General features: G+C 43.8%; 19 protein-coding genes and 1 other RNA gene. 5 read left to right on the top strand and 15 right to left on the bottom strand.

Annotation, left to right across the window (positions count from 1 at the left end; genetic code table 11):
* Positions 1–65 precede the first annotated feature (65 nt).
* Entirely contained in the window at positions 66–2405 is a 2340-nt protein-coding gene (locus tag LFX25_RS00755) for a hypothetical protein (protein WP_238728402.1), read from the bottom strand.
* A gap of 88 nt (positions 2406–2493) precedes the next feature.
* The gene (locus LFX25_RS00750; RefSeq protein ID WP_238728401.1) at positions 2494–3747 is read right to left on the bottom strand and encodes a valine--pyruvate transaminase; all 1254 of its coding nucleotides are present in this window, start codon (positions 3745–3747) and stop codon (positions 2494–2496) included.
* Between the two features lie 128 nt (positions 3748–3875).
* Between LFX25_RS00750 and LFX25_RS00745 the strand changes: the two genes are divergently transcribed.
* Positions 3876–5774 (top strand): adenylate/guanylate cyclase domain-containing protein, encoded by a 1899-nt coding sequence (locus tag LFX25_RS00745; protein WP_238728400.1) that lies wholly within the window; start codon positions 3876–3878, stop codon positions 5772–5774.
* A gap of 19 nt (positions 5775–5793) precedes the next feature.
* Here the strand turns inward: LFX25_RS00745 and LFX25_RS00740 are convergent, their stop codons facing one another.
* The gene (locus LFX25_RS00740) at positions 5794–6444 is read right to left on the bottom strand and encodes a DsbA family oxidoreductase (RefSeq protein ID WP_238728399.1); all 651 of its coding nucleotides are present in this window, start codon (positions 6442–6444) and stop codon (positions 5794–5796) included.
* Between the two features lie 183 nt (positions 6445–6627).
* Positions 6628–6977: a transfer-messenger RNA gene (gene ssrA, locus LFX25_RS00735) on the bottom strand.
* Positions 6978–7149: 172 nt separating this feature from the next.
* Here ssrA and LFX25_RS00730 point away from each other — a divergent pair.
* Positions 7150–7371 (top strand): hypothetical protein, encoded by a 222-nt coding sequence (locus LFX25_RS00730; RefSeq protein ID WP_135572701.1) that lies wholly within the window; start codon positions 7150–7152, stop codon positions 7369–7371.
* A 42-nt stretch (positions 7372–7413) separates the two neighbouring features.
* On the opposite strand, the gene LFX25_RS00725 is transcribed toward LFX25_RS00730, so the two are convergent.
* From LFX25_RS00725 to LFX25_RS00715, 3 genes are all read right to left on the bottom strand, one after another.
* Positions 7414–8262 carry a hypothetical protein gene (locus tag LFX25_RS00725; protein ID WP_238728398.1) on the bottom strand — a complete coding sequence of 283 codons (849 nt, stop codon included), beginning with the start codon at positions 8260–8262 and terminating at the stop codon, positions 7414–7416.
* Positions 8263–8388: 126 nt separating this feature from the next.
* Positions 8389–9759 (bottom strand): LIMLP_03685 family anti-sigma factor, encoded by a 1371-nt coding sequence (rsx, locus tag LFX25_RS00720; protein WP_238728397.1) that lies wholly within the window; start codon positions 9757–9759, stop codon positions 8389–8391.
* Positions 9760–9768: 9 nt separating this feature from the next.
* Positions 9769–10293, bottom strand: coding sequence for an RNA polymerase sigma factor (locus LFX25_RS00715; protein ID WP_118954379.1), 525 nt, complete (start codon positions 10291–10293; stop codon positions 9769–9771).
* A gap of 650 nt (positions 10294–10943) precedes the next feature.
* On the opposite strand from LFX25_RS00715, the gene LFX25_RS00710 reads away from it, so the two are divergent.
* Positions 10944–11192 (top strand): DUF433 domain-containing protein, encoded by a 249-nt coding sequence (locus LFX25_RS00710; RefSeq protein ID WP_238728396.1) that lies wholly within the window; start codon positions 10944–10946, stop codon positions 11190–11192.
* 59 nt (positions 11193–11251) lie between these two features.
* Here LFX25_RS00710 and LFX25_RS00705 read toward each other — a convergent pair whose 3' ends face one another.
* The 6 genes from LFX25_RS00705 to LFX25_RS00680 all read right to left on the bottom strand — a co-directional run bounded on the left by LFX25_RS00705 (position 11252) and on the right by LFX25_RS00680 (position 18742).
* Positions 11252–11779: a NuoI/complex I 23 kDa subunit family protein gene (locus LFX25_RS00705; RefSeq protein WP_238728395.1), complete on the bottom strand. Its 528-nt coding sequence runs from the start codon at positions 11777–11779 to the stop codon at positions 11252–11254.
* The gene (locus LFX25_RS00700) at positions 11766–13223 is read right to left on the bottom strand and encodes a 2Fe-2S iron-sulfur cluster-binding protein (protein WP_238728394.1); all 1458 of its coding nucleotides are present in this window, start codon (positions 13221–13223) and stop codon (positions 11766–11768) included. The genes LFX25_RS00705 and LFX25_RS00700 overlap by 14 nt, the downstream gene beginning before the upstream one ends.
* Before the next feature lie 166 nt (positions 13224–13389).
* Positions 13390–14532, bottom strand: coding sequence for a chorismate synthase (aroC, locus tag LFX25_RS00695; RefSeq protein WP_238728393.1), 1143 nt, complete (start codon positions 14530–14532; stop codon positions 13390–13392).
* 75 nt (positions 14533–14607) lie between these two features.
* Positions 14608–16101 carry an HD-GYP domain-containing protein gene (locus LFX25_RS00690; protein WP_238728392.1) on the bottom strand — a complete coding sequence of 498 codons (1494 nt, stop codon included), beginning with the start codon at positions 16099–16101 and terminating at the stop codon, positions 14608–14610.
* A gap of 390 nt (positions 16102–16491) precedes the next feature.
* The gene (locus LFX25_RS00685; protein WP_238728391.1) at positions 16492–17961 is read right to left on the bottom strand and encodes an HD-GYP domain-containing protein; all 1470 of its coding nucleotides are present in this window, start codon (positions 17959–17961) and stop codon (positions 16492–16494) included.
* A gap of 166 nt (positions 17962–18127) precedes the next feature.
* Complete coding sequence (locus tag LFX25_RS00680) at positions 18128–18742, bottom strand: ACT domain-containing protein (protein ID WP_238728390.1); 615 nt, start codon at positions 18740–18742, stop codon at positions 18128–18130.
* A gap of 182 nt (positions 18743–18924) precedes the next feature.
* Between LFX25_RS00680 and LFX25_RS00675 the strand changes: the two genes are divergently transcribed.
* Positions 18925–20754 (top strand): ABC transporter ATP-binding protein, encoded by a 1830-nt coding sequence (locus LFX25_RS00675; protein WP_238728389.1) that lies wholly within the window; start codon positions 18925–18927, stop codon positions 20752–20754.
* A gap of 54 nt (positions 20755–20808) precedes the next feature.
* Positions 20809–21207, top strand: coding sequence for an SET domain-containing protein (locus LFX25_RS00670; RefSeq protein ID WP_238728388.1), 399 nt, complete (start codon positions 20809–20811; stop codon positions 21205–21207).
* Here the strand turns inward: LFX25_RS00670 and LFX25_RS00665 are convergent.
* Both LFX25_RS00665 and LFX25_RS00660 read right to left on the bottom strand, forming a co-directional pair.
* Positions 21196–22422, bottom strand: a complete 1227-nt coding sequence (locus LFX25_RS00665) for a DUF3095 domain-containing protein (RefSeq protein ID WP_238728387.1) — start codon at positions 22420–22422, stop codon at positions 21196–21198. The genes LFX25_RS00670 and LFX25_RS00665 overlap by 12 nt on opposite strands.
* 381 nt (positions 22423–22803) lie before the next feature.
* On the bottom strand, positions 22804–24846 hold the full coding sequence (locus tag LFX25_RS00660) for a sigma-54-dependent Fis family transcriptional regulator (RefSeq protein WP_238728386.1): 2043 nt from the start codon (positions 24844–24846) through the stop codon (positions 22804–22806).
* Positions 24847–25155: the final 309 nt, after the last annotated feature.

Genomic DNA, 25155 nt, shown 5'->3' with positions numbered 1-25155 from the left:
TCGTTCGTTTCAAAATTAGAAACTCGAAACTGCAAAAACCGAGCGATTCGGACGATATTGTCGGATTATTTTTTCTTTCTACTCGGCAGGTATTTGTAATATTCGACTTCGATCGTATTGATTAGAAAAGTATAATATTTTACGAGCTTCTTGTCGTATTTTTTCTTTTGAGCCTCGTTGCGTAAAAACTCTGAAATCTGATCGCGGATCAAAGGAGCTTTTAAGTCGTTGTGACTGAGAATGATGGAACCGGGCATTCCTTGCGGCACGATATCGTCCGGAATGAGGATCGTCGCGGAGTTTTGCAACAAAGCGTATTCGATCGTGGAAGCGACTTTGTCGTCGTCCTTCTCCGTTTTGAGATGAGCCACGCTGTTTCGAATGTTATCGAGGTTTTCGAAAATCTTCTTACGAAGCGATCGGGAATCATGAATCTTATCGGTGATCTTCGTAAATCGACTCGGAAATACGAAACGTTCCGCGCCTTTTGCGATCAAACTCACTTTCTTTTCTTTCGGAGTTTCGCCTTTGGATTGAAAGTGCTCGTCCTCGGAATCGTCTCCGGAATAATAACCGTCCGAAGAAGAGGAAGTCATCGAACCGTATTCTCCCTTGAAGCCGGAACCGAACGACGCCGAAGAACTTCCGCCGGTGAGAATGTCCGATTTTTCCTTATCTCTAAAATAGAACGCGATCATCAAACCGAGAAACAAACTTACGGGAATTCCCACGAATAAAATTCCGGTCGTTTTAAAATGTACGGAAGCGATCAAGAATAAGATCATACTCGCAACAAAGCCCAGCATTCCCATCGGAAGATTGAACTTCTTTGCAAACTCTTGGGAGCGTTGTTTCTCCGCTTCCAATTGTTCCATCGCTTGAATACCTTGTTGCAGTTTTACGATATTCTCCGCTTTGAGCTTTGCGTTTAATCCGGGATGTTTCGGATTGCTCAGGCTTGCGTTGATTTCCCGCGCGATCTCGAGATCCTTTTGATACGCCGGATTGTTCGTCGCCATTCCGCTGAGTTTATGAAGAACCGCTGCCATATAACCCGGATCCACCGCGTAGATTTCCACGGTTTGATCCGGTTTTTGTATTTCCTTCATCGCATATTGAGCGGTAATATCGCGTTTCAATTCTTCGACCAAAGACGGATAACGCGACTCGTCAAGTAAACCGGACGATTTCAATTTTTGCTCGGGAGAAAAACGATATAAGGTTTGCTGTTCGAGAGTGTTTTCCGCGATCTTATTCAGAAGTCTCGACTTCAAAGATTTAAAAACGTTTTCTTCTTTTCGTTCGACAAGTCTGTCTTTTTCTTCCATCAGCTTGGAAAGAATTTGGATCGAGAGTCTGCAAGTTTCCGCGACCTTCTTGCCCAACTCGTCCGTTTCACGATCGAACGGATATTCGTTGATCAGCGAAATCAGCGCTTTGACTTTTTCGCTGTTTTGTTTTCTTCCCGGTTCGACCATTTGAATATGAGTCTGTTCGAATTCCGCGATTCGAGTTCCGAATAAGCTATAACCCGCTCTCGTACTGAGTTCCTTTAAATACGGAATCGCGAATTTTTCAAGAGCGTCCGCCTGACAACGATAATGCGCGATGACTTCGGGTTGATTCACGTAAGAACCGTCCTGATTCAACTGAAGATCATCCAAAATAAGATGGTAGTCGGGAAGAATCTTCATCACGTAATTCTTCTTATTCGCATACGTGAGAAAATCCCGTAAAAAATCCGTCATCGGAATATAACTGTAAGGTTGAAATCCGCGTTTTAACAACGTCGAAAATTCCGCTTCCAGCGAAGCCAACTTCGGAAAAAGCCAATTCTTTCCCGCTTTATTTTTATGAAGCAGGAACGCGCCCGGATTATCTTCATCGGGAAGTTTCGGTCTTTTGGCGCGGTTCTGAAGAATAAGATCGATCATCTCTTCGGAGAATTCAAAACACGCGACTCGATACGGAGTCACGTCCGTCTTCGCTTCCTTTTGCGGACTTGCGATCGTGATGCGCGCCAAAACCTTCGCTCCGTTTCGAACCAAAAACGGATAGATATATGCGGATTTGTTTTTTCCTTTTTTCTCGTAGTCGACCAACTGACGCAAAGCCATGTCCACACTCGGAGGAGATTTGGCCTGTTCGCTTAAGTTTCGATATTTATTTAAGAGTTCGGCAAGCTTGTCTAACGTGAGAAGGTAAGAAGGGTGAATGCTTTTGGAACCGTGCTTTTCCGTTTTTTTATGCCAGTCCCTGAGTTCGTCCAGAATACAACGAGCGGTCGCGGATAAACCTACCGCACCTTCGTTTAAAAAAATGTAATCCGGAGTGAGGGACTGGATTTCAACCGGTTTACTCGCCGCCAGTTCCTCAAAGCTTATGTCCTGTTCCGTGTCTTCCATGCTTCCTATTCAATCAACAACGCCGTTCTTTTTCGGTTGAACCGTTCTCAGTATCCAGTGTTCCATTTTCAAGGGTTGGACGAAACCTTTATTTGGAGAATTTTTCCAATACCCGTCCGATTCTTAGAATTCCCTCTTCCATCTCTTTGTCTTCTCGAACAAAGCTCAATCGAAAACATTCTTCTCCGTGTTTCCAACTCGGATCGGCTCCGGGAAAGAAGGTTTTTCCGGGAACGATGATTACTCCCGCCTCTTTAAGAATCGGATAAAGATCGTTAAAGGGCAAAGATAAATTCTTAACCCAGATCCAAAGAAAGAAAGCGCCTTCACTTTGATGAATTCGGTAATCGATCTTGGAACTCCAACGGTTTAGAATCGTTTCCTGAGCGAAAATCGATTTCTTTTGATAAAAAGGAAGGATCACTTTTTCACATAGGTTTTTCCATTTACCGCTTCGAAAAAGATCCAATGCGATAAATTGCCCGGGACTTGCGCTCGTTAAATTGATAACCGAATTGGCCCTTTGCAACATCGCGATCGTCTCTGGATCTCCTAAAACGAAACCGGTGCGGACTCCGGGAAGACCCAACTTGGAAAGACTGAATCCTTGAATCATTCCGGGTTTATGCACGAAAGAATTCTTCCCAAATACGACGTTCGGAAACGGAAACCCGTACGCGTTGTCGACGAGCAAAGGGATTCCTGCGTTATTCGCCTTTGTGATCAAAAATTCCAATTCCTGATCGGTGATTACGTTGCCCGTTGGATTCGTGGGGCGTGACACGCAGATACAGCCCGCCTGTTCGGCCCAATTCGAAACGGAGTCGAACTTTTCCGCATCGATAAAATATTTATAATACCGATCTCCGATCTCCCGAATCACGGGAGAAAAGGACAAAAACGAATCTTCCTCCAAAGTTTGATCCGTATAACCGATGTATTCGGGAAGAATGGGGAAGAGAATTTTCTTTCGGTTTCCGTTGCCGAAGTTTCCCGAAAAAAAGTTCAATAAAAAGTAGAAAGCGTTCTGGCTTCCGTTCGTAATCGCGATTTGATCCTTATCGATAGCGGTTCCGGATTCTTCCGATAAAATCGATGCGATCGTTTCTCTCAACTCGAGAACCCCAGAAGGAGATTCGTAACTTCCGAGAATTCTTCCTATGCTCCCCGATTCGAGTAGTTTGGAAACGATTTCCCTCCAGACCTCGTTCACTTCCGGAATCAAGGCAGGGTTCCCTCCTCCCAAAAGGCAAGAGCCCGGAGGAGGATTTCCGAGATCGTCCATCAATTGTCCGATTCCCGTTTGTCTCGAAAATTTGTTTCCAAAAAGAGAATATCGCATATCGTACCAAAATTCTTCCGAACTCTAAACCAGGAACTAGAATCTAAAGGGAAGGATAAATTTTGTGGATTCTTTTTCAAAGAATCCGAAAACGTAGAAACATAAAAATCGGGAAGCATGGAATTTATATGGAAATCAATCAGAATAAAATCAAAGCGTCGGAAATATCGGACCTTACCGATTTTTTAAACCGATATCCGTGGGCGGAAGAATGGACACGATTCGGAAAGACGATAGACACTTTGTGGGAATTCGAACTCGACGTGAACGTCGAAACGCTTTGGCCTTGGCTGATCGATACCTCTTCGTTTAACAAAAGGATCGGAATTCCCGAAATGAAATTCGTCGAAAAGGAGGGGAAACTTTTCGGCCGCTCCAAAAATGCAGGAATTCTAATGGAGTGGGAAGAAGTCCCTTGGGAATGGGAATACTGCAAAGGAATCAACAACGCTAGAATCTATAGCAGAGGTTTGGCGCGTTATGTCCGCACCAGATACGTTCTCGAAAAACTTTCCGAAGAAAAAACCAAACTTACCGTTTACTTCGGATGGGTTCCAAGAGGAATCGTCGGAAAGCTGATTCTTCCGTACGGAATGAAACAGATGTATCTGGAATATCAAAAAGGTCTCGCTGGTCTTTTACAAGATATCGAAACAAGACAGAAAAACGAAACCGCACTCCTTCTGAATAAAAATTCGAAACAATCCTCGCCGATCGCAGAAAGCCTTAAGTTAAAGCAGATTAAAACCAATCTTTTGCGCGAGGGAATCGACGAAGCTTTGCTAGATCGAGTGATTCATTATATTCTATCCGAAGACGAAAACGAACTCTATCGAATTCGGATTAAAAAGTTGGCGATGGAATGGAAGATTCCGTTCGAAAGACTTCTCTTTATATTCTTACACGGATGCAGGCAAGGTTTGTTTACGCTTTCCTGGGACGTGATCTGTCCGCATTGCAGAGGAGTTCGATCCGAGCTGTTCAATCTAGGCGACGTTCCCACGCAGGATTCCTGCGAGGTTTGCGGAATCGATTTCGAATCAACGAAACTAAACTCGATCGAAGTTACGTTTCACGTTCATCCATCGATTCGCGAAGTGCAGAAACGTTTTTTCTGCGCGGCGGAACCGTCGACAAAAACACATATCCGATTTCAAAGAACGATTCAACCGGGAAGCGAATATATTACGAATTTATTGTTGAACGACGGCGTATATCGTCTGCGGATCGCAGGAAAAAAGAAATACAATCTTTTGGAACTGCAGCCTTCTTCGGCCGAATCGATCCGATGGACCGTGGATCAATCGGCGGAAGAACTCACCGCAAAACCGATGCCTACGGTTCAAATCTTCAACGCGGAAAATTCGCCTCGAACTTTTATCATCGAAGAAAGAAAAGAGGACGCGATCGGACTCAGACCGGTCGAGCTGTTCAACTTTCAGGATTTTAGGGATTTATTTTCGGAACAAGCGATCGCATCGGATTTGCAGTTGGACATCGGAGTTCAGACGATTCTTTTTACGGACATCGTCGGCTCGACCCGATTCTATCTTACCGAAGGGGACAACGGCGCGTTTAAAGAAGTACGGGAACATTTCGTACAAGCGTTCCGAATCATCAAAGAACACAAAGGCGCCGTGGTAAAAACGATCGGGGACGCGGTGATGGCTTCTTTTTCCAGTCCGCTGGATTCTTTATTGGCCTCGATCGAATTGCAAAAAGTGTTTCAAATAACGCCGGAAAATCGGATTCAGATTCGCATCAGCATCCACTCGGGTCAATGTCTCGCCGTGAATTTAAACAGCAATATCGACTACTTCGGAAATACGGTGAACTACGCGTCTAAATTACAGGGGATCACCGACGCCGGGGAAATCGCGTTTTCCGAGGCGATCTTTCGCGACGGAGAGATCAGACATTACTTGAAAACCTCGGGAATGAAAGTGAAAAAAGTTCCTTTCAAACTCCCGTGGTCCCAAGAGGAAGATCCGGCTTACAAGCTGGTTCAAGAAAATTCAAAAAATTAGAAAAATAGAATATTCCAGATTATGAATTCTCTTTTTCCAGTTGATCGAAAACCTGCAAAAAGAGATTCGTTTCCTGTGCACCGGAAACCGCGTATTTTTCGTTGAACACGAAAAACGGAACACCGGAGACTCCGAGTTGACGGCCTCTCGTTTCGACTTCTTGAATTTCTTGTAAAAGTGTCTCGTCGTTCTTTACGGATTCCAGGAGGTTCTCGTCCAATCCGGCTTCTTTTAAAGTTTCGGAGACGATTTTCGGATCGGAAAGATTCTTACCGTCCGCAAAAAAGTTCCTAAAAAAGAGTTCCGAAAGAACGGAATCCTTTCCGAATTCTTTCGCCTTGCGGACAAGCGCGTGTAATAAGAACGTATTGGGTTGATGACCGGCCTGTTCGACTGAAAAAGGAAGCCCGTCCGCAGTCGCAATATCGGCGACTCGTTGAACCATCATCTTGACCCGATCCGGCGAACCGAACTTGCGGGTCATGTGAAGAAGACGGTCCTCTCCTTCCGGAGAAAGATCCGGATTGAGCTGAAACGCTCTCCATTCGATTTCAATCGTATCGTCGGGATGGGACTTTTTTCGAAGTTCGACGGCGTCCTCCAATCTTTTTTTTCCGATATAACACCACGGACAAACCATGTCCGAATAAACCGCGATTTTAGTTTCCACCTAACCTACTCCAACGGAAGAATGAAACACAACCAAAAGGAATGAAACTTCCGAGATGATTGCAAAGAAATCTTTCTATTCACTCAGACTTGGAGAAAGCCCACTCGGTTCAAACATAAAGTATTGGAAGGGAAGGATTTTCCTAAAAAAAGAAAACTGAAAAAAGAAGGAGGAGGAAAAGAACTATGGAGACGGCGGGGTTCGAACCCGCGTCCTATTGCGCCCCAAATTAGCCTCTACGTGTGTAGTCTATGTATAAAATTTCGGAAAGAGTTTAACCCACAGACAGGATTCTCTTTCCTATCCGGTCCGAATACAGTCTCTTTTAGGAACCGAAAGCCAAAAGAGCCGCCTCCCGATAAGTGTCAGAACGTTTAGAATTCGGGAGAAAAAACTAAAGTTCCGTAGCAGAGATTAAGCTGCTAAAGCTAATTCGTTATTAGCGGTTATTGTTTGAAGGTTTTGAGAGGAGCCTACAACCTCTACACGCCACATAATCCCTGGCAACAACAGTCGAAACCAATTTCGTCCCCTGCTGTTCTTAAGTTAGACTGTCAAAACTAAAAAACAAAGCTTCTATCGCAAGTTTTTTATCAAAGTGAGAATTTTCCGGAAAACAAGGATTCTTTGTTTAAATTCAGGGAAAAAACCCGAAGTCGTTTGTTGATTTTCTAACGAATACGATAACAAAGAGGTGCATTATTCATGGATCAAATTAAAGAGAAAATATCTTCGTTCGGAGCGTTCCTTTCCTTTGCAGGAGTCGCTTCTTCAGCATTGAGCTTTTTCAATTACAACTTAAAAATCCTTATGTGGATCGACAATTGGGGAACCGCAACCGGTTGGGCAATCAGAGCCGGATTGGTAGTTGTAGGCGTTATTCTCTATTTCGTAGGAAAAATCGGAAGAGACTCCGTAGCCGCTTGATTCTCATCGAGCTGCCGAATCGATCGGCAGCTCTTGCATCCTTTAAAAATAATACACGAACGAAAGTCTAGATTCCAGTTCCCCACCGACTTCGGGACGAAATTTACTTCCCAATCGAATATCGAAAGAACCTTTTTCCGCTTTACTTTGACTTTGTGCCTTCAACTTTGAAGTCATAGAAACGAGCTGGGAAATCGAAAAATCCAACAGCAAAACCGTAATCAAACCGGAGATCGATCGTTCCCTGCCTTCCAAAATTTTATCGCGGGTCGTATAACCGCCGCTAATCGGATCTTTGACGAGAGGAAGGTTCTCATAAGCGAAAATCAGACTCACAAATTGCGGATTGGAAGAAGAAACAGCCGGACTTAAATTGTTATAAGCGATCAAGAGATTGAACGGATCCTGATAATAACCCGGAGAATGTTTCGAATAGACGGAAATCAATTGGACGAGATACAATTCCGTTACGGAAAACAAGGCCCCTAAGGCCGGATAACCCAACACGAATAAATTGGACCAACCCGGAATCAAACTCGGCAGCGATTCTAAGATCGTCCGCTTTGCAATCTCCGATCTGCTTTTCATCGAGAGGTCCGTTTGCGGTTTGTCCGTCGACGATTCTTCGGTTTCAACCTCGTCCACTGCGGTTTCCTTCAACCTATTTTGCCATTGAACCGGAACGGATTTGATCGATTTGACGGAAGAAATCGGAACGTTCAAAACGGTGCCGATTTCCGTTTCGATCTTTACGGTCGATTTTCCCAAAACCGTTTTTACGTTTTTGTATTCGATTCCGTTTCGTAAAACGACGATATCAGCAAAAACGCTTTCAGGGTTCGAACAAACCAAGAGAATTATAAAAAGATAAGATAAGGGAAATTGAATCAATCGGTGACGGATCGTGTGCAAGGGACTTTCAGCTTTTTTGAAGAAGTTTGAACGATTTTAATCAATTCAGAAACCGCCGAAGAAGTCAAAGGCTTTCTTATCGGGTTTTGAAAATAGGAATTGAGGTTATTCGAAATCGATGGAATCGACTGCGTCGATCGGAAATAAAAGATTTCCGTCGTTTTTCAAAAGAATGTAAAAACTTTCGTGTTGATAAACGAAACCTTTTACGTGGGATCCGTCTTTGAAATGAATGACCCTTTCGATGTCGGGCTGATTTTTATCTTTGAGAATTTGAATCAATGCGGTATTGTCGAGTTTTGCCACCAGCGACTTCAACTTTTCGACCTTTTTTAGATCGGCCGGCGCAAAACGAACCATCGATTTGAATTTCTCTTCCAAGTCTTTTTCCTGATTCGGAAGAATGTCTTTGATCTTCTTACTAAGATCATCGTCCATCGCAAACATCGCTGTTACACTTTCGTCCCCGAGTTTACGAACGTCCGAATTTAATGCGAAAACGAAATTCTCTTCGAGTTTGACTCCTTTGGCTTTAGCCTCTTCGATACTTTTTTCGAGAGAACGAATCTTCATTAAACTGGATTCGGGAATTCCTTTCCAGGACAAAGATTGTCCGCGATTGATCTGAACCTTTTTACTCTGGAAAAGAATCGGAAAATTCATCTTTAAGAATTCTTTTTCCTCGTTCGTAAGAGTGTTTGCGGTTTTTTCGAAAGCGATCAAAGGACCGGTTTCGATTTCGACTTTACCGTCTAACACGTCTAATCCGAGTTTCGAGTGCGATTCGCTTACTTCCCGCGAATATACGACCTTTGTCCCGATCAGAAGCGCACGCACATCCGGCGAAAGGATTTCGAGCAATCCGTCGGATTCGTTTTGAATCGAATCCACAAGTACGGAACCTCTTGCAACGTTCAAAGAGGAATACTTTCTATTTCCGTTTAGGGAAACTTCCGTATCGGGTAGCACACGAACCGCGACGCTTTTGGCCCCTTCCACTTGAAATTCGCAGATCGAAAAATTACCTGAAACGAGCTTACGATTGAGCAGATTCGCACCCGGTTGAGAAACCTCTCCGTTAATCTTACAATCGCCGTATGAATTGATAAAAGCCTGCTCCAGCTTCGAGTCCGAAAAAGATCCGTAACTCAGCCAAACGGCAACACCCGCGATTAAAAGAACGGCGGCCGCCGCAAAACCGGAAGCCAAAAGACGGGATTTAAAAAAGGCATTTGGAAATTCTAATATCTTCCCTAAAGAAGCGGGGGCGGACTTTGCGGAAGCGGATTCGTTCGGATGAAGCGCATACGAGATTACGGAATTCATTGTCGTAGCGGATTCGTACATAGAACGCGCTTTCTCATTTTTGAGAATAAACTGAAGAAGTTCGCGCTTTCCCTCGGCATTCAGTTCGCCGTAAAGGTATTGCCCTAATAGATCTTCAAAACGTTCTATGTTGTCTGCTTCAAGTTTCATGATAGAGTCTTAGAATTGCAGTCCCTGTTTTTCCATTTTTTCTCTAAGTAAGGAGACGGCTGAAATGAGCCTTCTGCTTACGGTTCTTTCGGAAATTCCAAGAGCTTGAGCGGTTTCTTTCAAAGTTTTCCGTTCGAGTTCTTTATATAATATTATACTTTTTTCCGGCTCGGGAAGACTCTGAATTGAATCTTTTATCGCTTTTTCTAAAAAAGCTTTCTCTAAATTTTCCGGAATTTCCGGATTCACTTCAATATCGGTGACCAAATCTCCGAGGCTTAGGTTCCCGAATTCTTTTTTCTGTTTATTATAATGCTTGAAATACAAATTTTTTGCAATCGAGCATGTCCACGTACTGAAAGAAGCGATCTTAGAATCGAATTTATCAAAAAACGTAAACGCTTTTAAGAAGGCTTCCTGCGTCAGATCTTCCGCAACTTCGGGATCGCTTGAAATCTTTAAAAGAAAGTGATATACGGTTCGGTGGTTTTCCTCGTATAAACTTGAAAAATCTGTAGAATCTGATTGAACCATGGAGAAAAATGCCGGTGAACCGGGGCTTTTTGCAGTTTTTCAGTTAAATTCTGATTCTAAAAGCACAAAAAGAAATTAAAAACCCGGTCATTCATTGCTTCTTCGCTTGAAAACTATGTCAGATTTTCTTACGATTCCTGCCGTTCAGAGGATTTTTCGATCCTTGAAAGCGAATTTCATTGTTTGGACCCTTCTCCCCTTATCGTTAGCGATGCTTCAGTGCTCGCAAGAAGATCTTAAGGTCAATGACAGAAGCTGCACCAACGATTCAAAGCGACAAAACGAGTGTATCGAAAGAGTTATCACCTATTGTTCATTTAGCCAGGCGAGTACGGATAAACCTTTGAACGCGATTTGCACAAGTCAGCCTGTATTGCTGTTATTTTCCTGCATGATCATTTATCCGGGATGCCCTTCTTCCTCCTCTTCATCCCAAACCTCGGGCGGCTCTTCGAATTGATTTCAATTTATGAATCGGAATTTACGCTATAAAGCGGGACGTCTTTTTCAAAAATTTACAACGAAAGAATTCTAAAATTTAGAAAGAAATAGTATACGCTTTCTTATGAGTTCTTGGAAAAGAAGCGTTCGTTCCTACAAAAAAAATTTTCCGTTACAATTTTTACAAGGTCCTACTGTTATAGGAATATATGAGTAACGAAATATTTACTTCGATAGAAACTATCCCAGGTTATCTGGGAGGAAAACCTTTTATTAAGGGAACTGGGGTTCGCGTTTTAGAAATATTAGATCTGCTTTTAGCAGGAATGTCGAGAAAGGGAATTTTACGGGAATATCCGGGAATTTCCAACGACGATATCGATGCGGCGGTTTCTTTTTTGGAATCTAAATTGGAAATCGCAAGGCAGAATCAATATCTGAATCAAAAAGTTAGCTGAAGAATTTTAACAGCAGACGTTCTCACAAAGAGATCGTCTGCCTTTGCATCCGAGATTTTTTATTTTCTTTCGCCGATGATCGGCCCGCCTACGAGCTGCATCATTCTTTCTTTGGTAAGAATCAAGTCCTCTCTGTTATCGGTCGCCATCTCGCCCGGTCCATCCAAGTAGATCGCGCCCTTCGGACAAGCTTCCTCGCACATACCGCAAAAAATACAACGCAACAAATCGATCTCGAACTTCTTCGCGTATTTATCTTCCGGATGAAGATGTTGAATCTCCGGAGTTACTTCGGCCGCTTCGATATAAATCGCATCAGCGGGACAAATCCACATACAACAAAAACAGCTCGTACATCTTTCGCGGCCTTGTTCATCACGCTTCATCGTGTGCATTCCGCGGAAACGAGTGGAATACTTTCTTTTCTTTTCCGGAAATTCGATCGTCACCGCTCTTCTTAAAATCGCGGCTTTGATAAAGTGTTTGAGAGTGATCCAAAGACCCTTTCCGATCGAATAAAAATAAAACTTTTCGTACCAGGAAAGTTTATGACGGCTCGCGACGCGTACTACGTTAACGGTTCCCAACACCGACCTCCTTGCGAGAATCCGCGGATTCTTTTACCAACTCAGCGAGTCTTTGAAAAACGGTGCCGGAACTCAATAAACCTTTCGGTGGTTCCATCGCTTTTTGAAAACGTTGATTCAATCCGTTCTTGTTCGTAAAAGAACCGGCTTGCTCCGCAAACGTTTGAATCGGAATTCCATACGAAGCGTCCGGTAAGTCTTGCGTTTTATTCGTTTCCAAAACCACAAGCGTCGTGTTGGAAGAAACGGTTGGTAAGAATTCTTTACGATTTTCGTGAATGACGAAAACCAAATCGATTTCTCCCGATTCGATCGATTTACGGATCGATTCGATTCCCTGAGAAGAAACGAATCCTGCGTCCACCGCGCCTTTCGTATTTTGTCGTAAATCCGTGGTCATTAAAAAGTCTTTTTGTTCGGGCGCCTTGTATTGAACCGCGTCGATCCTCGCTTCTACGATAACCGATTTTCCGAAAGATTCCACGCTTTGCAGGATCGTCTTCAGATTTTCGTTCGATTCTTTCGCGCCGCCGAGAACCGCGATCTTTTTCGCGCTGCGGATTTTTTCGGCGATCGCGGGCAATACGACCGTACTTTCGGAAGACTTTCCGTTCTGATAATAAGCGAATAGACGGTTTTCGTTCAGCCAATCGATGTCGAAACGTCCCTTGTCGCAGAGGAAATACATATCTTTTTCCTCGTCGATTCGAGGCATATACCGATACATTTTGTTGTCTCTTACGTTGGTCGTAATGTTACAACCCGTGCTGCATCCGTGGCAGATCGACTCCGCGTTTTTATACCACCAAACTCTCGATTTGAATAAGGTCTTGTTGTTGAGAAGCGCGCCGGTCGGGCAAAGGTCCGCAAGAGCGCCTTGAAAGTTGTGTTGGATCGGTTCGTTCTTTGCGAGACCGATGATGGAATGATACCCTCTTTCGAAAAGACCGAGATTGGATTCTCCCACGATCTCCTCTTCGAAACGGACGCAACGGTAACAAACGATACAACGATTATGATTGATGATTAGGTTCGTGCCGATTTCTTCCTGAGGAACATTCCGTTTTTCTAATGTAAATCGGGAATTTCCTTTTCCCTCCTGGAAGGCGTTGTCTTGGAGTTGGCATTCTCCCGCTTTATCGCAGACGGGACAATCCAGAGGGTGATTTGCCAAAAGGAATTCCATCGTTCCTTCGCGCGCCTCTTTGATCCGATCGTTTTTCGTGAAAATGGAAAGGCCTTCGGTAACCTTGGTATTGCAGGCGGCCTGAAGACGGGGAACCCCTTCGATTTCGATAAGGCACATTCTGCACATTCCCACGATGGAAAGTTTTGGGTGATAACAGAAGAAAGGAATATCGATTCCGACATCTTTAGCCGCTGATATGAGGTTCTTTTTTTCATCCACCTCATACTCGATTCCGTCGATCTTGATTTTTACCATGGAATCATCCTTTTGATTAAACCCGGTACTGGGAAACAATTCTATAGAAACGTACCATTCTCATTCTGGCAACTTGTTTCTAAATTCTTCATTGTCCGTGGAATTTTGTTCTTGGAGTTTCGCTCGGACGGAAGTCGAAAACCTCCGTTCATTTTGAGACTGATTCTTAAAGTTCTAAGTCTTTGTAGTAATCGGGAACTTGCGCCCATTTTTGAAACCACAAAGGATTGATCGCTCTTTGATAGAGATACGCATCCACGAGGACCAAGTTGACGACCGCTTCGATAATTGGAACCGCTCTCGGAAGAACGCAAGGATCGTGACGGCCCTTTGCTTCGAGAGTGGTTTCTTCCCCTTTCAGAGTTACCGTATTCTGTTTTTTAAAAATCGTAGAAGTCGGTTTAAAGGCCGCGCGGATCACGAGTTCTTCTCCGTTTGAAATTCCACCCTGAAGACCGCCGGAGTTGTTCGTCTTGGTTCTCACTCTGCCGGTTTTTTCTTCCACATAGAATTCATCGTTATGCGAGCTTCCGGTCAAAAGCGTTCCCGAAAATCCGGAACCGACTTCAAAACCTTTGCAGGCCGGAATGGAAAGAATCGCCTTTGCGAGATCTCCGTCTAATTTGTCGTAAACGGGATCGCCCAAACCGGGAGGAAGGTTGTAGGAAACGCACTTGATCGTTCCACCGACGCTGTCCCCGGCTTCTTTCATCTTGAGAATTAAAGAACGCATTTCGTCCGCGCTGGCCGCATCCGGACAACGCACTTCGTTTTGATCGACCTCTTCCCTGGACTGGGGATATTTGTCTCCGATCTTGGATTGAACGGTACCGATGGAATCCACCCAAGCTACGGTTTCGATTCCTAAATCGTCTTTGAGTATCATTCTTGCGATCGCAGCGGCCGCTACACGACCGATCGTTTCGCGGACGGAAGAACGACCGCCGCCTACGTGAGCGCGAAAACCGTATTTCACCTGATAGGTGTAATCCGCGTGAGAAGGTCGGAATGTAGTTCGTAAATTTTCGTAATCTTTGGAGATCGTGTTTTTGTTGTCCACGATCAAGGCGATCGGAGAACCGATCGTTTTCCCTTCGAAAACCCCCGATACGACTCGAACCGTATCGGTCTCGTCTCGAGGAGTCGTAAGATCGCTTTGGCCCGGTCTTCTTCGGTTTAGATCTTTTTGAATTTCTTCTAAACGAATCGGAATTCCCGCGGGAACTCCTTCGACAACGACCCCGACGGATTCACCGTGGGATTCTCCAAACGTACTGACTTTAAAAACTTTTCCCCAACTGGAAGGCATAATACCAAGAAAACAGGGTAAAGCCCAGGGATAAAGCGCGTTTCTAAAAGAATCCCTTGGTTTTCTTAAGCGGACTTAAGCGACAGAACGCGGAGCTGTTCCTCGAAAACTCTGATCCACTTTTTCGTAGAGGTTCGGTTCCAATTCCGGATCGATGATATAGATCACTCTTCTCGGGTCCATACTGTTGTTCAAATCGAACACCGCTTTCCGTTTGTCCTGACGGAAGGATTGAGGATCGTAACCTTCGATTTTGATTTTACCTTTGTTCGTGATGATCGGGCGAATCGTTCCGATCCTTTCAAGAAGCGGTCTTGTCTGATGTCTGAAAATTTCCTTAATCACGCAGGTTTCAAAGTGGACCTTTTTCTGAGAATCCATCGAAACGACGATGATATAGTCGCCCGGGTTGAGAACGCTTCGGTTTTCGCAAAGGCTCAACGCCATCAAATCGAAAAAGTCCCGTACGATCTTTTCGTTATATGAGAAAAAGCTGTTATTCAAAATCAACTTCATGGAAGTAAGAGCGTCGTATGCCGGACGCCAATCCTGATCCGAGCTGAGCGAAGCGAATTCTCCCGAAATGGAAATGATTCCGGGATCCTCGTCCGTATACGAGTTGCTGAGAATATGATGAATCTGTTTTTGAATGTCTTCGATAAGAATTTGTTTCGACTTATCGTCCTTGTATTTCTGAAGGTATTCGGTCAACCTACGGAGAATCACGTTCGAAGAAGGGTAATTGTTGTTTAAACCTTCTCCACGGAACGTTCTGTGGCTGTTGAGAACAGCGGCCTTAACGTCCGAATCGATACCGTTCAGATTTCCGATCATCAAATAACTGATGATCGGATGATTTTTGATATAATCGAACTCTTCGGGACGAAGATCGGGGTGATTCGGCAGTTTCATTCTGGATTTTCCGATATCCACCATAAAAGAAGCGAGCATAACGTTCAACTGTTTCGTTTTTTGAATATCGTTATCGGTTTTGCTGAGGGCTTTCATTCCTCTGAGTTTCATAGCCATCGAAATCACGGTTCGTTTTGTCATCATTTCGGAATCCGCTTTGATACCTGCTTGCCGCATCACTTCGATGACGTTCACGAGACCGAGCTCCATATCCGAACTCGCCTTAAAATCCACAAGGATATCGTCGATTCCCTTTTGAACCAGACGAATATTATGATTCGTTAATGGATAATGCTTGAGTTCCTCCAAAAGATCGGACGCCTCTCTAGCGAGAGCCACCGTAAGATCGGAGTTTACGAGTTTCGTAAACGAAACTTCGCGGCCGTGAACGGAGTCTGGATGTTTCGGTCTTGCGAACTTATCCTTTTCCGAAATCAGAAAATAGATCCCCTGACTTTCGAATTTTTGAAGCCTCGTTACGTCTTCCTCGGATGCGTCCGATTTTTTATGGATCAAGATCTGGCCGTTCTTGTTGTAAAAGTCCACGGGGATTTCGCTCTGACTGATGAAACTCTTAATCACATCGGAATTGAATTCGAATTTTTCCAGAAGGTCCCGATTTACAGTATGCGAGCTATTACTCATATTAGAATTCATTGGATAAATACCGTTATTTGCGTTTCGGAAAAGAATCACGTACCGTAGATTCTTTTAGCAATCCTTTCTCCGTAATTGTATGGATAAGACTGGAAAAAATTTATTTACGAAACGTACATCTTAACTCAATTTCCGAGGGACTCAAGAAAAAGTAATCAAGAAATTATTTCCAAGGAGTAGCCGGGGTAGATGTCCGCAAAAATTATAGTCCGAACTTGTCGCGCTTAAGGGATGAATCATTCCTTTTTTATTATCCGTATCCGGCGATGCCCTTCGACACGGAGCATTCCATAGGGGGAAACACCCTATATCTCCTCGACAAACCGAAGGTAAAAGCAATGTACTTCGTCTTCGGTTGATTACGACACTTCCTAGGAGGCTGGTCGTAGATTATGCGGATTCTTTCGGAATTTCGCCTGTTTGTTTCGTTAATTCTTCGTAAAGACGCGCGTCCATATTCGGATCGAGGACATAGACGATTCTTCTCGGATCTTGGTTCTTCTCCAAATTGAAGATCGCTTTTCTGCGGTCCAACTTTAAGGAACTTAGGTCGAAACCGGAAATTCTCAATTTACCCATATTGCTGAAATTCGGCCGGATTGTCCCAACTCGTTCGAGCATAGGACGGATTTGCGTCCGATACATTTCACGAATGATACAAACTTCGAAAAAGACCTTTTGGTTCGAATCCTGGGTAACCACGATTACGAAATCCCCTTCACGAATGAAAGGCTGGTTGTTGCAGAGAGAAAGGCCGATATGATCGTAAAAATCCCGTAGTGTCTTTTCATTATATGCAAAAAAGCTGTTATTCAAGATCAACTTCATCGCAACCAGAGGATCGAACGGTTCTCTCCATTCCTGTCTAGTCGTGAGGGAAGCGAATTCTCCCGCGATGGAAATCACCCCGATATCTTCCATCGGCAGGTTGTTCGTAAGAATATTCCGAATTTGCTTTTGAATGTCGCCGACTAAGACGGTTCGTTTCAGATCATCCTTGTATTTATCTTTATAGAGATTGAGTTTCTGAACCAAAACTTTCGGCTGAGGATAATTGTTATTCATTCCCTCGCCTTTATGCGGACGATGATGATTCAAAACCAGGGTCTTTATGTTGTCGTCCAAATCAGGAAGATTCGCTACCATTAGATAACTGATAAGAGGATGGTTTTTGATGTATTCGAATTCTTCCGTTTTGAGATCCTTCTGAACCGGAATTTTCATCTGGGTATAACCGATATCGGCAAGATAGGACGACATCATCAGGTTCATCTGATCCATCTTTTTCTGTTCCATATCGACTTTCGTAAAAGCTTTTCCCGCTCTTACTTTCATCGCCATGGAAATCACCGTACGTTTGGTGAGCATCTCGGAATCCATAGGAACGCCCGCGCTGCTCATGACTTCGATGATGTTGACCAACCCGTTTTCCATATCGGGAGTCGATTTAAAATCCTCTAATATACCGTCGATGGATTTGTTGAGATGTCGAACTTGACTTCCGTTTAAAGGAAACTTCTTCAATTCGGATAGGAAACTCGAAGCGTTCTTTGCAAGATCAACGGTCAATTCCGAGTTTACGAGTTTCGCAAAACTGACCTCTCGCCCGTTGACCGAATTCGGACCCGCGTTTTGTTTACCGCCGGAAATTTTTTCGAATTCCGATTTGAGGAAGTAAATCCCCTGGCTTTCGAACTTTAATAATTTCGTAATGTCTTCGCCGTCGGCGCTTTCTTTTTTATGAATTAGGATTTGGCCGTTCTTATTGTAAAAATCAACCGGAATGACGCTGTTGATTTTAAAGTGCTGAATGATTTCTTCCGTGAAGTCGAATTTCTGTAAGTCTTTTTGAGCATCCATGAGAATAGTCGTATATTAGGGAATTTGGTTTGTAAGTTTTGAATGTTAACTAACGTAGAGTGAAATAGCCGCTCAAGAATTCCATTCTTAATCCATTAAAAGGCGGGAATGAACAGTTTGCACCGAATATTTTATAGTTGAGACGAAAAAAATATTTTCCTAGCGTTTATTTCCAGGAAGAATTCAAACTGATTTCGAGTATATTTCTGCTTATACGATCTTCTAAGGAAGAACCGGCAAAACCGGCTCCTTTTGCATCCGTTAGTATAAACGTGTCCAACGCTCGATTTCCGGTACGATCCGTCCGAATTGTTGCGGAATGAATGTTAATTCCGTTTTCTTTGAGAACTCCGGTCACAAAATAGAGAAGACCTTTCCGGTCCGGAGCTTCGAGCGTGAATTTCGTTTTCGTTCCCGATTCGATATCTTCAAATTCCAGTTTAGAATCCGCGCCGAGATGATACGTATTTCTAAGATCGATCTCGCTCGAATGATGGATGATTTCTTCCAAAGCGGAATCTTCCGTAAAGACCGAGGACATCAAAATTCCCAGCTTGGAAGCCTTGATTTTAGAATCGGTTTCGTCCGACTTTAATGTAAAAACGTCGTAACTGAAAAGTTGTCCGTTTTCCTCAATCGTCTCGATATCCCCCGAAACGATTTCCCATCCCATGAAGAACATCGTTTTCACCATTTTGTGAAGAGTACCGGGAGCCGTTTCTGACGTTTTCAAAGTAACCGTATAAAGCCCGTCGTTCTCTTTATAGTGAAAATGAACCATTCTTTCGACCTAGTTACAAAGATAATTGCCCGTTTCAAAAAAAACGACTCTTTTCCGGGGACATTCTGTCTCCTTACCGACGAAAAATTCTTGCCTCGGAATTTCCGGGAAAAACAGTCAAAGTAGAGTGGAAATGAAAGATATTTGCCGAAAATAAAAGGACAATATTTTTCCCAAACTGTATGAAAAGACCCCTCGAGTATAACCCGGAACTGATCCAAAAGTCCGATCCTTTGCCCCTAGATAAGGAGAAGGGCTCGGCTAAAAAATGGAAGGCTCCGAATCCGAAAAAGGAAAAACCTAGTTCGGAAACGGAAGGCGCGCCGGGCCTTCTCATATTCGGATTATTCCGTTTCGTTAAGAAATACAAGGGAAGAATTTTCATTATCATCGGACTTCTTTGTTTCGAGATCGGATTTTATGCGAGCATTCCTTTCAGTTTTAAATATCTGATCGACGAAGCTCTAATCAATCGAAACCAAAGCGCGCTCTACTGGATCGGCGCTTATCTCGCGATCGGAACGATCACCTTCGCTATTCTCGGAACCGTGCGCGATTATCTTTATAACTGGGCTTCCGCAAGAATCATCCAAGACCTTCGTTTACAGATGTACGAACATTTGGATCGATTGAGTTTGGATTTTTTCTCGAACAATAAACTGGGAGATATTCTTTCCCGATTTTTCAACGACCTCGCCTCTTTGGAACACGCTCTTCTTGCGTTTATTCCTTGGGGACTCGGGCCTTTATTGGAAGCGATCTTCGGAACCATTCTCCTTTTCCTTTTGGATTGGAAGTTGGCGCTCATCGCGTTGTTGATTTGGCCGATCAGCTTTTTAGGTCCGGGATTTTTGTCCAGAAAATCGACCGAGATCAGTTACACGAGAAAATTAGAAGAAGCGCAAGTACTCAGTTTGGTGGAAGAATCCATCTCCGCGCAAAACCTGATCCGTGCGTACGACCTAAGCGATTATTTCTTCACTCGATTTAAAAACAACTGCGAGAAGTTGTTTCAAGTTTCCTTGCGACTCGGTTTGACGAATTCGTATTTGGAACGATCCGCCGGTTCCGGAATTCTTTTGTTACAGGGAGTTCTATTGCTCGTGGGAACAACATTCGCATATCATAATGCACTTAGCATCGGAACTCTGGCTGCGTTCCTGCCTCCGTTCCTGAACTTGAGTTATTCTTTATTGTATCTTTCCCAATATCTTCCCGCGTTAAACCACGCCAGCGGTTCGGCAAAACGAATCTTAGAATTGTTGCGCGCTCCCGTATTCGAATCGGATCCGGAAGAATCTTCGATTCCCGAATTGAAGGAAGCGATTCATTTCGAGAACGTTCATTTCCGTTACAAAGGACGTTCTAAGAATTTAAGCGATATTACTCTAACGATTCCGAAAGGAAGTTATACCGCAATCGTGGGCGGTTCCGGCGTCGGAAAGAGCACGTTCATCAAACTTCTTTTGGGAATGGTCCAGCCGAACGAAGGAAGAATTTTGTTCGACGGAACTGATTTGAATTCTTTATCCAGAAGTTCGGTTCGATCGCTTGTGGGAGTCGTGTTCCAAGAAACGTTTCTTTTTAATACGACCATCTTCGAGAACATCCGCATCGGTAAACCGAGCGCGACTTTGGAAGAAGTGATCGAAGCCGCAAAACGGGCCGAGATCCATGAGATGATTCTTTCCCTGCCGATGGGTTACGAAACGAACGCGGGTGATCGTGGAACCAAGCTTTCCGGCGGAGAAAGACAAAGAATCGCGATCGCAAGGGCATTCCTTAGAAATCCGCAGATTCTTCTTTTGGACGAAGCGACTTCTTCCTTGGATCCGGTTACCGAAGCGAGAATCATGAAAACCCTTTCCCAGTTGCGCGAGGGAAGAACCGTGATTTCCGTTACGCATAGACTTTCCACGATTCGAGAAGCGGACCAAGTCTTTCAAATGCGCAACGGTAAGCTGGAACGGTTTTCCGTTCCCGAGCCGGAACAACAAGCGATGGTTCTCTAAGGAATTTCGTTTCTTACTTGCAATTTTTTTCCCCGCTAATTTACATTCTTTCCAATGCTCTTGGTTCCCACATACATCGCTAATTCTCCGATCGGAGGTTTCGGTCTCTTTGCCGGCCGTGATATTCAAAAAGGAGAATTGATTTGGAAATATCATCCGAAGACGGTTTGGATTCTAACCGATCAAGAGCTGAATTCCCTACCTCCTTCCGTTCAAGAAATGTTCCGCACGTATTCGTATCAAACGGACGGCAAATGGTATTATTGCTCCGATAATTCGAAGTTTATGAATCACAGCGACGATCCGAATACGAAAGAAGATTTTACGGGCGATCAAACGAACCCGATGGGACAAGACAGCGCGACTCGATTGATTCTCAAAGGAGAAGAGCTGACCTGCAATTACAAACTCTTTGACGATAACTGGACGATCAAACTCGGATCAGATTCTTGAATTTTTGATTTGCTCTTTGAGTTGAATGGCGGCAAGAGCGTAACCTCCGTCCGCCGAATCGACGAAATGCACTTCTCGAACCGATCCTTCGTGTAAAGCGCAGGTCATCAATGCACGGTCCGAAACGTGATACCCGTAGAATAGTTTTCCTTCCCGATGCAGATCTTCCAAAAATTTCAAAAACAATTCCCTGGATTTCGAATCGCACGCGACAACCATCTTCAAGGTTCCGTCGTATTTGCGGAAATCGGACGCAATCACTTGCGATTTTCTTAATTCTCTCAGTTCCATTCCGTTGACTTTCGGACCGAACTTCCATTGAGTGTTGATAGCGAGATTCACCGCAAATCCTTCGATCTTTATCTTCAGCATTCTTAAGAAATGGAGAAATCCTTTTCGGTTTCCGGCGTGAACCGTCGCTTCCTTATCGAAATATTTTCCCGAAAAGTCCACCTTGATATCCTCTTCCTTCAAAGGATGAATCTCCGTGTCGTTCCCCAAAAAAACATTTACTTTATCTAATATGATTTTCAACAATTCCTGATCGCCCGCAACCGTAGGCGAATTCGTTTTAATGATGAAAGAAACCGTTTCCCCTCTGTGGCTCGGAATGTCCTGCCAACGACAGGTAAAGCCTGTAAAGTCCGGTTTGATTTTCGTTTTATGAGCGAGAGGAATGATATAAGGATTCGTGGAATCGTCGTTCTTTACGAAACGTTCCGCGGCATCCAATGCGTTTCCGGTCAAAATCGCCTGATTGTAAAAATCGGAGATTTTTAGTTTACAAAGTTTTAATTCTTTTCCGCTTCTTTTTAACTCGCCTACGTTTACGATTCCGGCTCTGAGTTTTAATCCGAAATTGTTTTTAACCAACTCACGGATCGAAAATAGAATATCCTTTACCCCCGGAAGAACGCTATCCGGAAGAAGAAGAGTCATTCCGTCCCCGCCGAATAAAAACGGATAATCCATATCACCCATTAGATTTGAAACCGCCATTGCAGTAACGCCGCCCGCGATGTTTACGTCCTTGTAGTTTCCGTTGCGGATCGCATCGGTGGAATTCACTACATCGGTGATCACAAGATTCCAATCGTCGGGAACGGTGAAATAATTCGAAGGTTCTATGATTTCCTGAAAGGAAGAAAGCGCAGGAAGATATTTGTAAAAGTTGTGAGTATTGAGAGTTTGTTTTTTATCCGCAGTTTCGATCATCTCGTTCACCTAATCGGGTTTATATTTTTATGGAAAAAAGAATTTTAAAAACTGTCTTCGATCGACCGAAAAATGGAAAGGAAGAATGTCGAAAATTCGATCGTATTCGAGCCGCATTTCATGAATCGAAATACTATTCTTAGACGTTTTTGAATAATTTCATACTTATTTTTGTCGTAGAAGAACGGCAGGGAAGAGCGACATAAAACCATTCGAGTTCCGACAGATCTTTCGTGAAACAAAAGCGGCCCCACCCTAATTGGGTGGAGGGGCGGGCCTCGTGGGAAGTGTTCGAACGAATTTTCCTATATCAGAAAAATCCTTAGAGGTCACCCAGAATCCTTGCTTTCTGTCGGAACTTTCGTAATTCTTTAGCGAGAATCAATAGTCGATCTTCAGATCCTTGATCTTTTTATCCAAAGTGTTTCGGTTGATCCCCAAAAACTTTGCCACTCTGGTTTTTGTATATTTGAACTTCTTCATCGCGTATTTGATCAAACGGGCTTCCACTTCCCCAACCACGACTTCGATCGCTCTTCCGTCCAAAGCGTCCAAATGCGAAGAAGAGAATCGTGAGTTCGCGATTTCGACCGACGTTTCGGAATCGCCCGATTCAGGATCGAATTCCTCGTCACCGTAAAGAAGCCGTCCGTTGATCTCGGAAAAGTCCTGAATGTCTAACATCTCCAATTGAGAAAGAACCACCGCACGCTCGATCACGTTTTCGAGTTCTCGAACGTTACCCGGCCAACTGTAGTTCATCAGAAGTTTATGCGCTTCTCTCGTGATCCCGGTGATCTTTTTACCGTTTTCTTCCGCATATTTCGCGATAAAGTGATTGATCAAAAGAGGAATATCATCGGCTCTTTCACGAAGTGGCGGAGTTACCATGTTGACGACATTGAGTCTGTAAAAAAGATCCGGTCTGAATTTCTTCTCGGTGATCAACTCTTCCAAATTCGCATTCGTAGCTGCGATAATCCGTACGTCGATCTTCTTCGGTTTAACGGAACCCACCGCTTCGATTTCTTTTTCCTGAAGAACTCGCAAAAGCTTGGACTGAAGATTCAGATCCATCTCACCGATCTCATCTAAAAAGATCGTTCCCGTATCCGCCATCTCGAACTTTCCTTTTTTATCGGCAACGGCCCCGGTAAAAGAACCTTTCTTGTGACCGAAAAGTTCGCTTTCCAGTAAGTTCTCCGGAATCGCGGCGCAGTTGATTTTGATAAACGGTTTATCGGCGCGGGAAGAATTGTAATGAATCGCGGACGCAATCATCTCTTTACCGGTTCCGGATTCTCCCGTAATTAAAACCGAAGCGCGAGAATCGGAAACGAGATGAATCATCTCGAAAAGTTTTTCCATCGGTTTGGATTTACCGATCAACGAACCGAACTTGTATTTATTCTTTAATTCTCGTTTGAGAAGAACGTTTTCTCTCGAAATTTCCCTCTTCTCTTCGTCGATCAGCTTTTGAATCCGGATCGCCTGATAGATCACCGAAGCGACTACTTGCAAAAAGTCTAAATAAGTTTTTAAATCTATGTATTTTTTATGGACGAAGTAAACGCTTACGACTCCGAGAACGTCCGTATCCGATTTGATCGGCGCCGCGAGAAAGCTGACGTTCTCCGGATTGTTCTTAAAGTGCGCGGCGTTTCCGACGCGATTCAAAAAGTTTTCGTCGTTCGCGATCGATTCCACGATGATCGGTTCGCCCGTTTCAAAAACCTTGCCGGTAATTCCTTCTCCGGGAAGATAAACGCCCTTCTCCATTTCTTCCGCGGTCAAACCGGAAGCTGCCTCGAGCCTTAAAATCGCTTTTTCTGGTTCGAAAAGAACGATACTTCCCCGTTCCAAGTTCAGGGATTTTTCAAGTCGATCCATGATGTCTTCGAAAATTTCCTGAAGAACCAAAGTGGAAGTTACGGTTCTAGAAATATCGATCAACACCTGTTGAATCTTATTCTTCTGCTCCAGTTGTCTGAAAATCTGCAGGTTCTTGAAGATCTGTGCGGCCTGATTGGCAAGCGTGGAAATGATTTCCAAGTGTTCATCGTTGAAGGCGCCTTTCCGGCTCGAATCCAAGGATATCACTCCGATGACTACGTCTTCCACAATCATAGGAACCGCAAGTTCGGACATGATATCGTCCTTAATCGAAATATAATGCGGGTTCGCGGTTACGTCGCTGACGATCATCCCCTCTCCGGAAGCGGCCACAATTCCGGTAATTCCTTCCCCAACCTTGAGTTTTACTTTTGTACGGATCGATGGATTCATTCCCCGAAAGGTAACGATATCCAAAACGTTTTCTTTCTCGTTGATCAGCATCAGAGAGCCCGAACCAACTTCGCAAATCTGAATACAACGTTCTAGAATCAAATCCAGAAGTTTATCCGGATCTAAAGTTGAATTCATAGCGGTTGCAACTTCTTGTATAGATCTTAATGGACTTGGCTTCACATATCCTGACATGCTTAAAATTTTTGCGATTTGATACTTTTGGGGTCAATCGAATTTTTATTTTTCGCTTATTTTTGGAACGATTTTTTTAAGAGGTGCTGATAATCACTTATGCCTATAAATTCCGTATCTCTGTGGATTTGATTTCATAAGAATCTATGCCTCACTGAATTTGGGCTTTCTGCACGGAAAGAAGTGAATTTTAAAGAAAATCTCAAATAATTTTGTATCAGTATAAACCATATTCTTTATAATTTTACGCGT

The organism is Leptospira sanjuanensis, assembly GCF_022267325.1.
GTDB classification, from domain to species: domain Bacteria; phylum Spirochaetota; class Leptospiria; order Leptospirales; family Leptospiraceae; genus Leptospira; species Leptospira sanjuanensis.
This window is presented reverse-complemented; position numbering and strand designations above follow the sequence as displayed.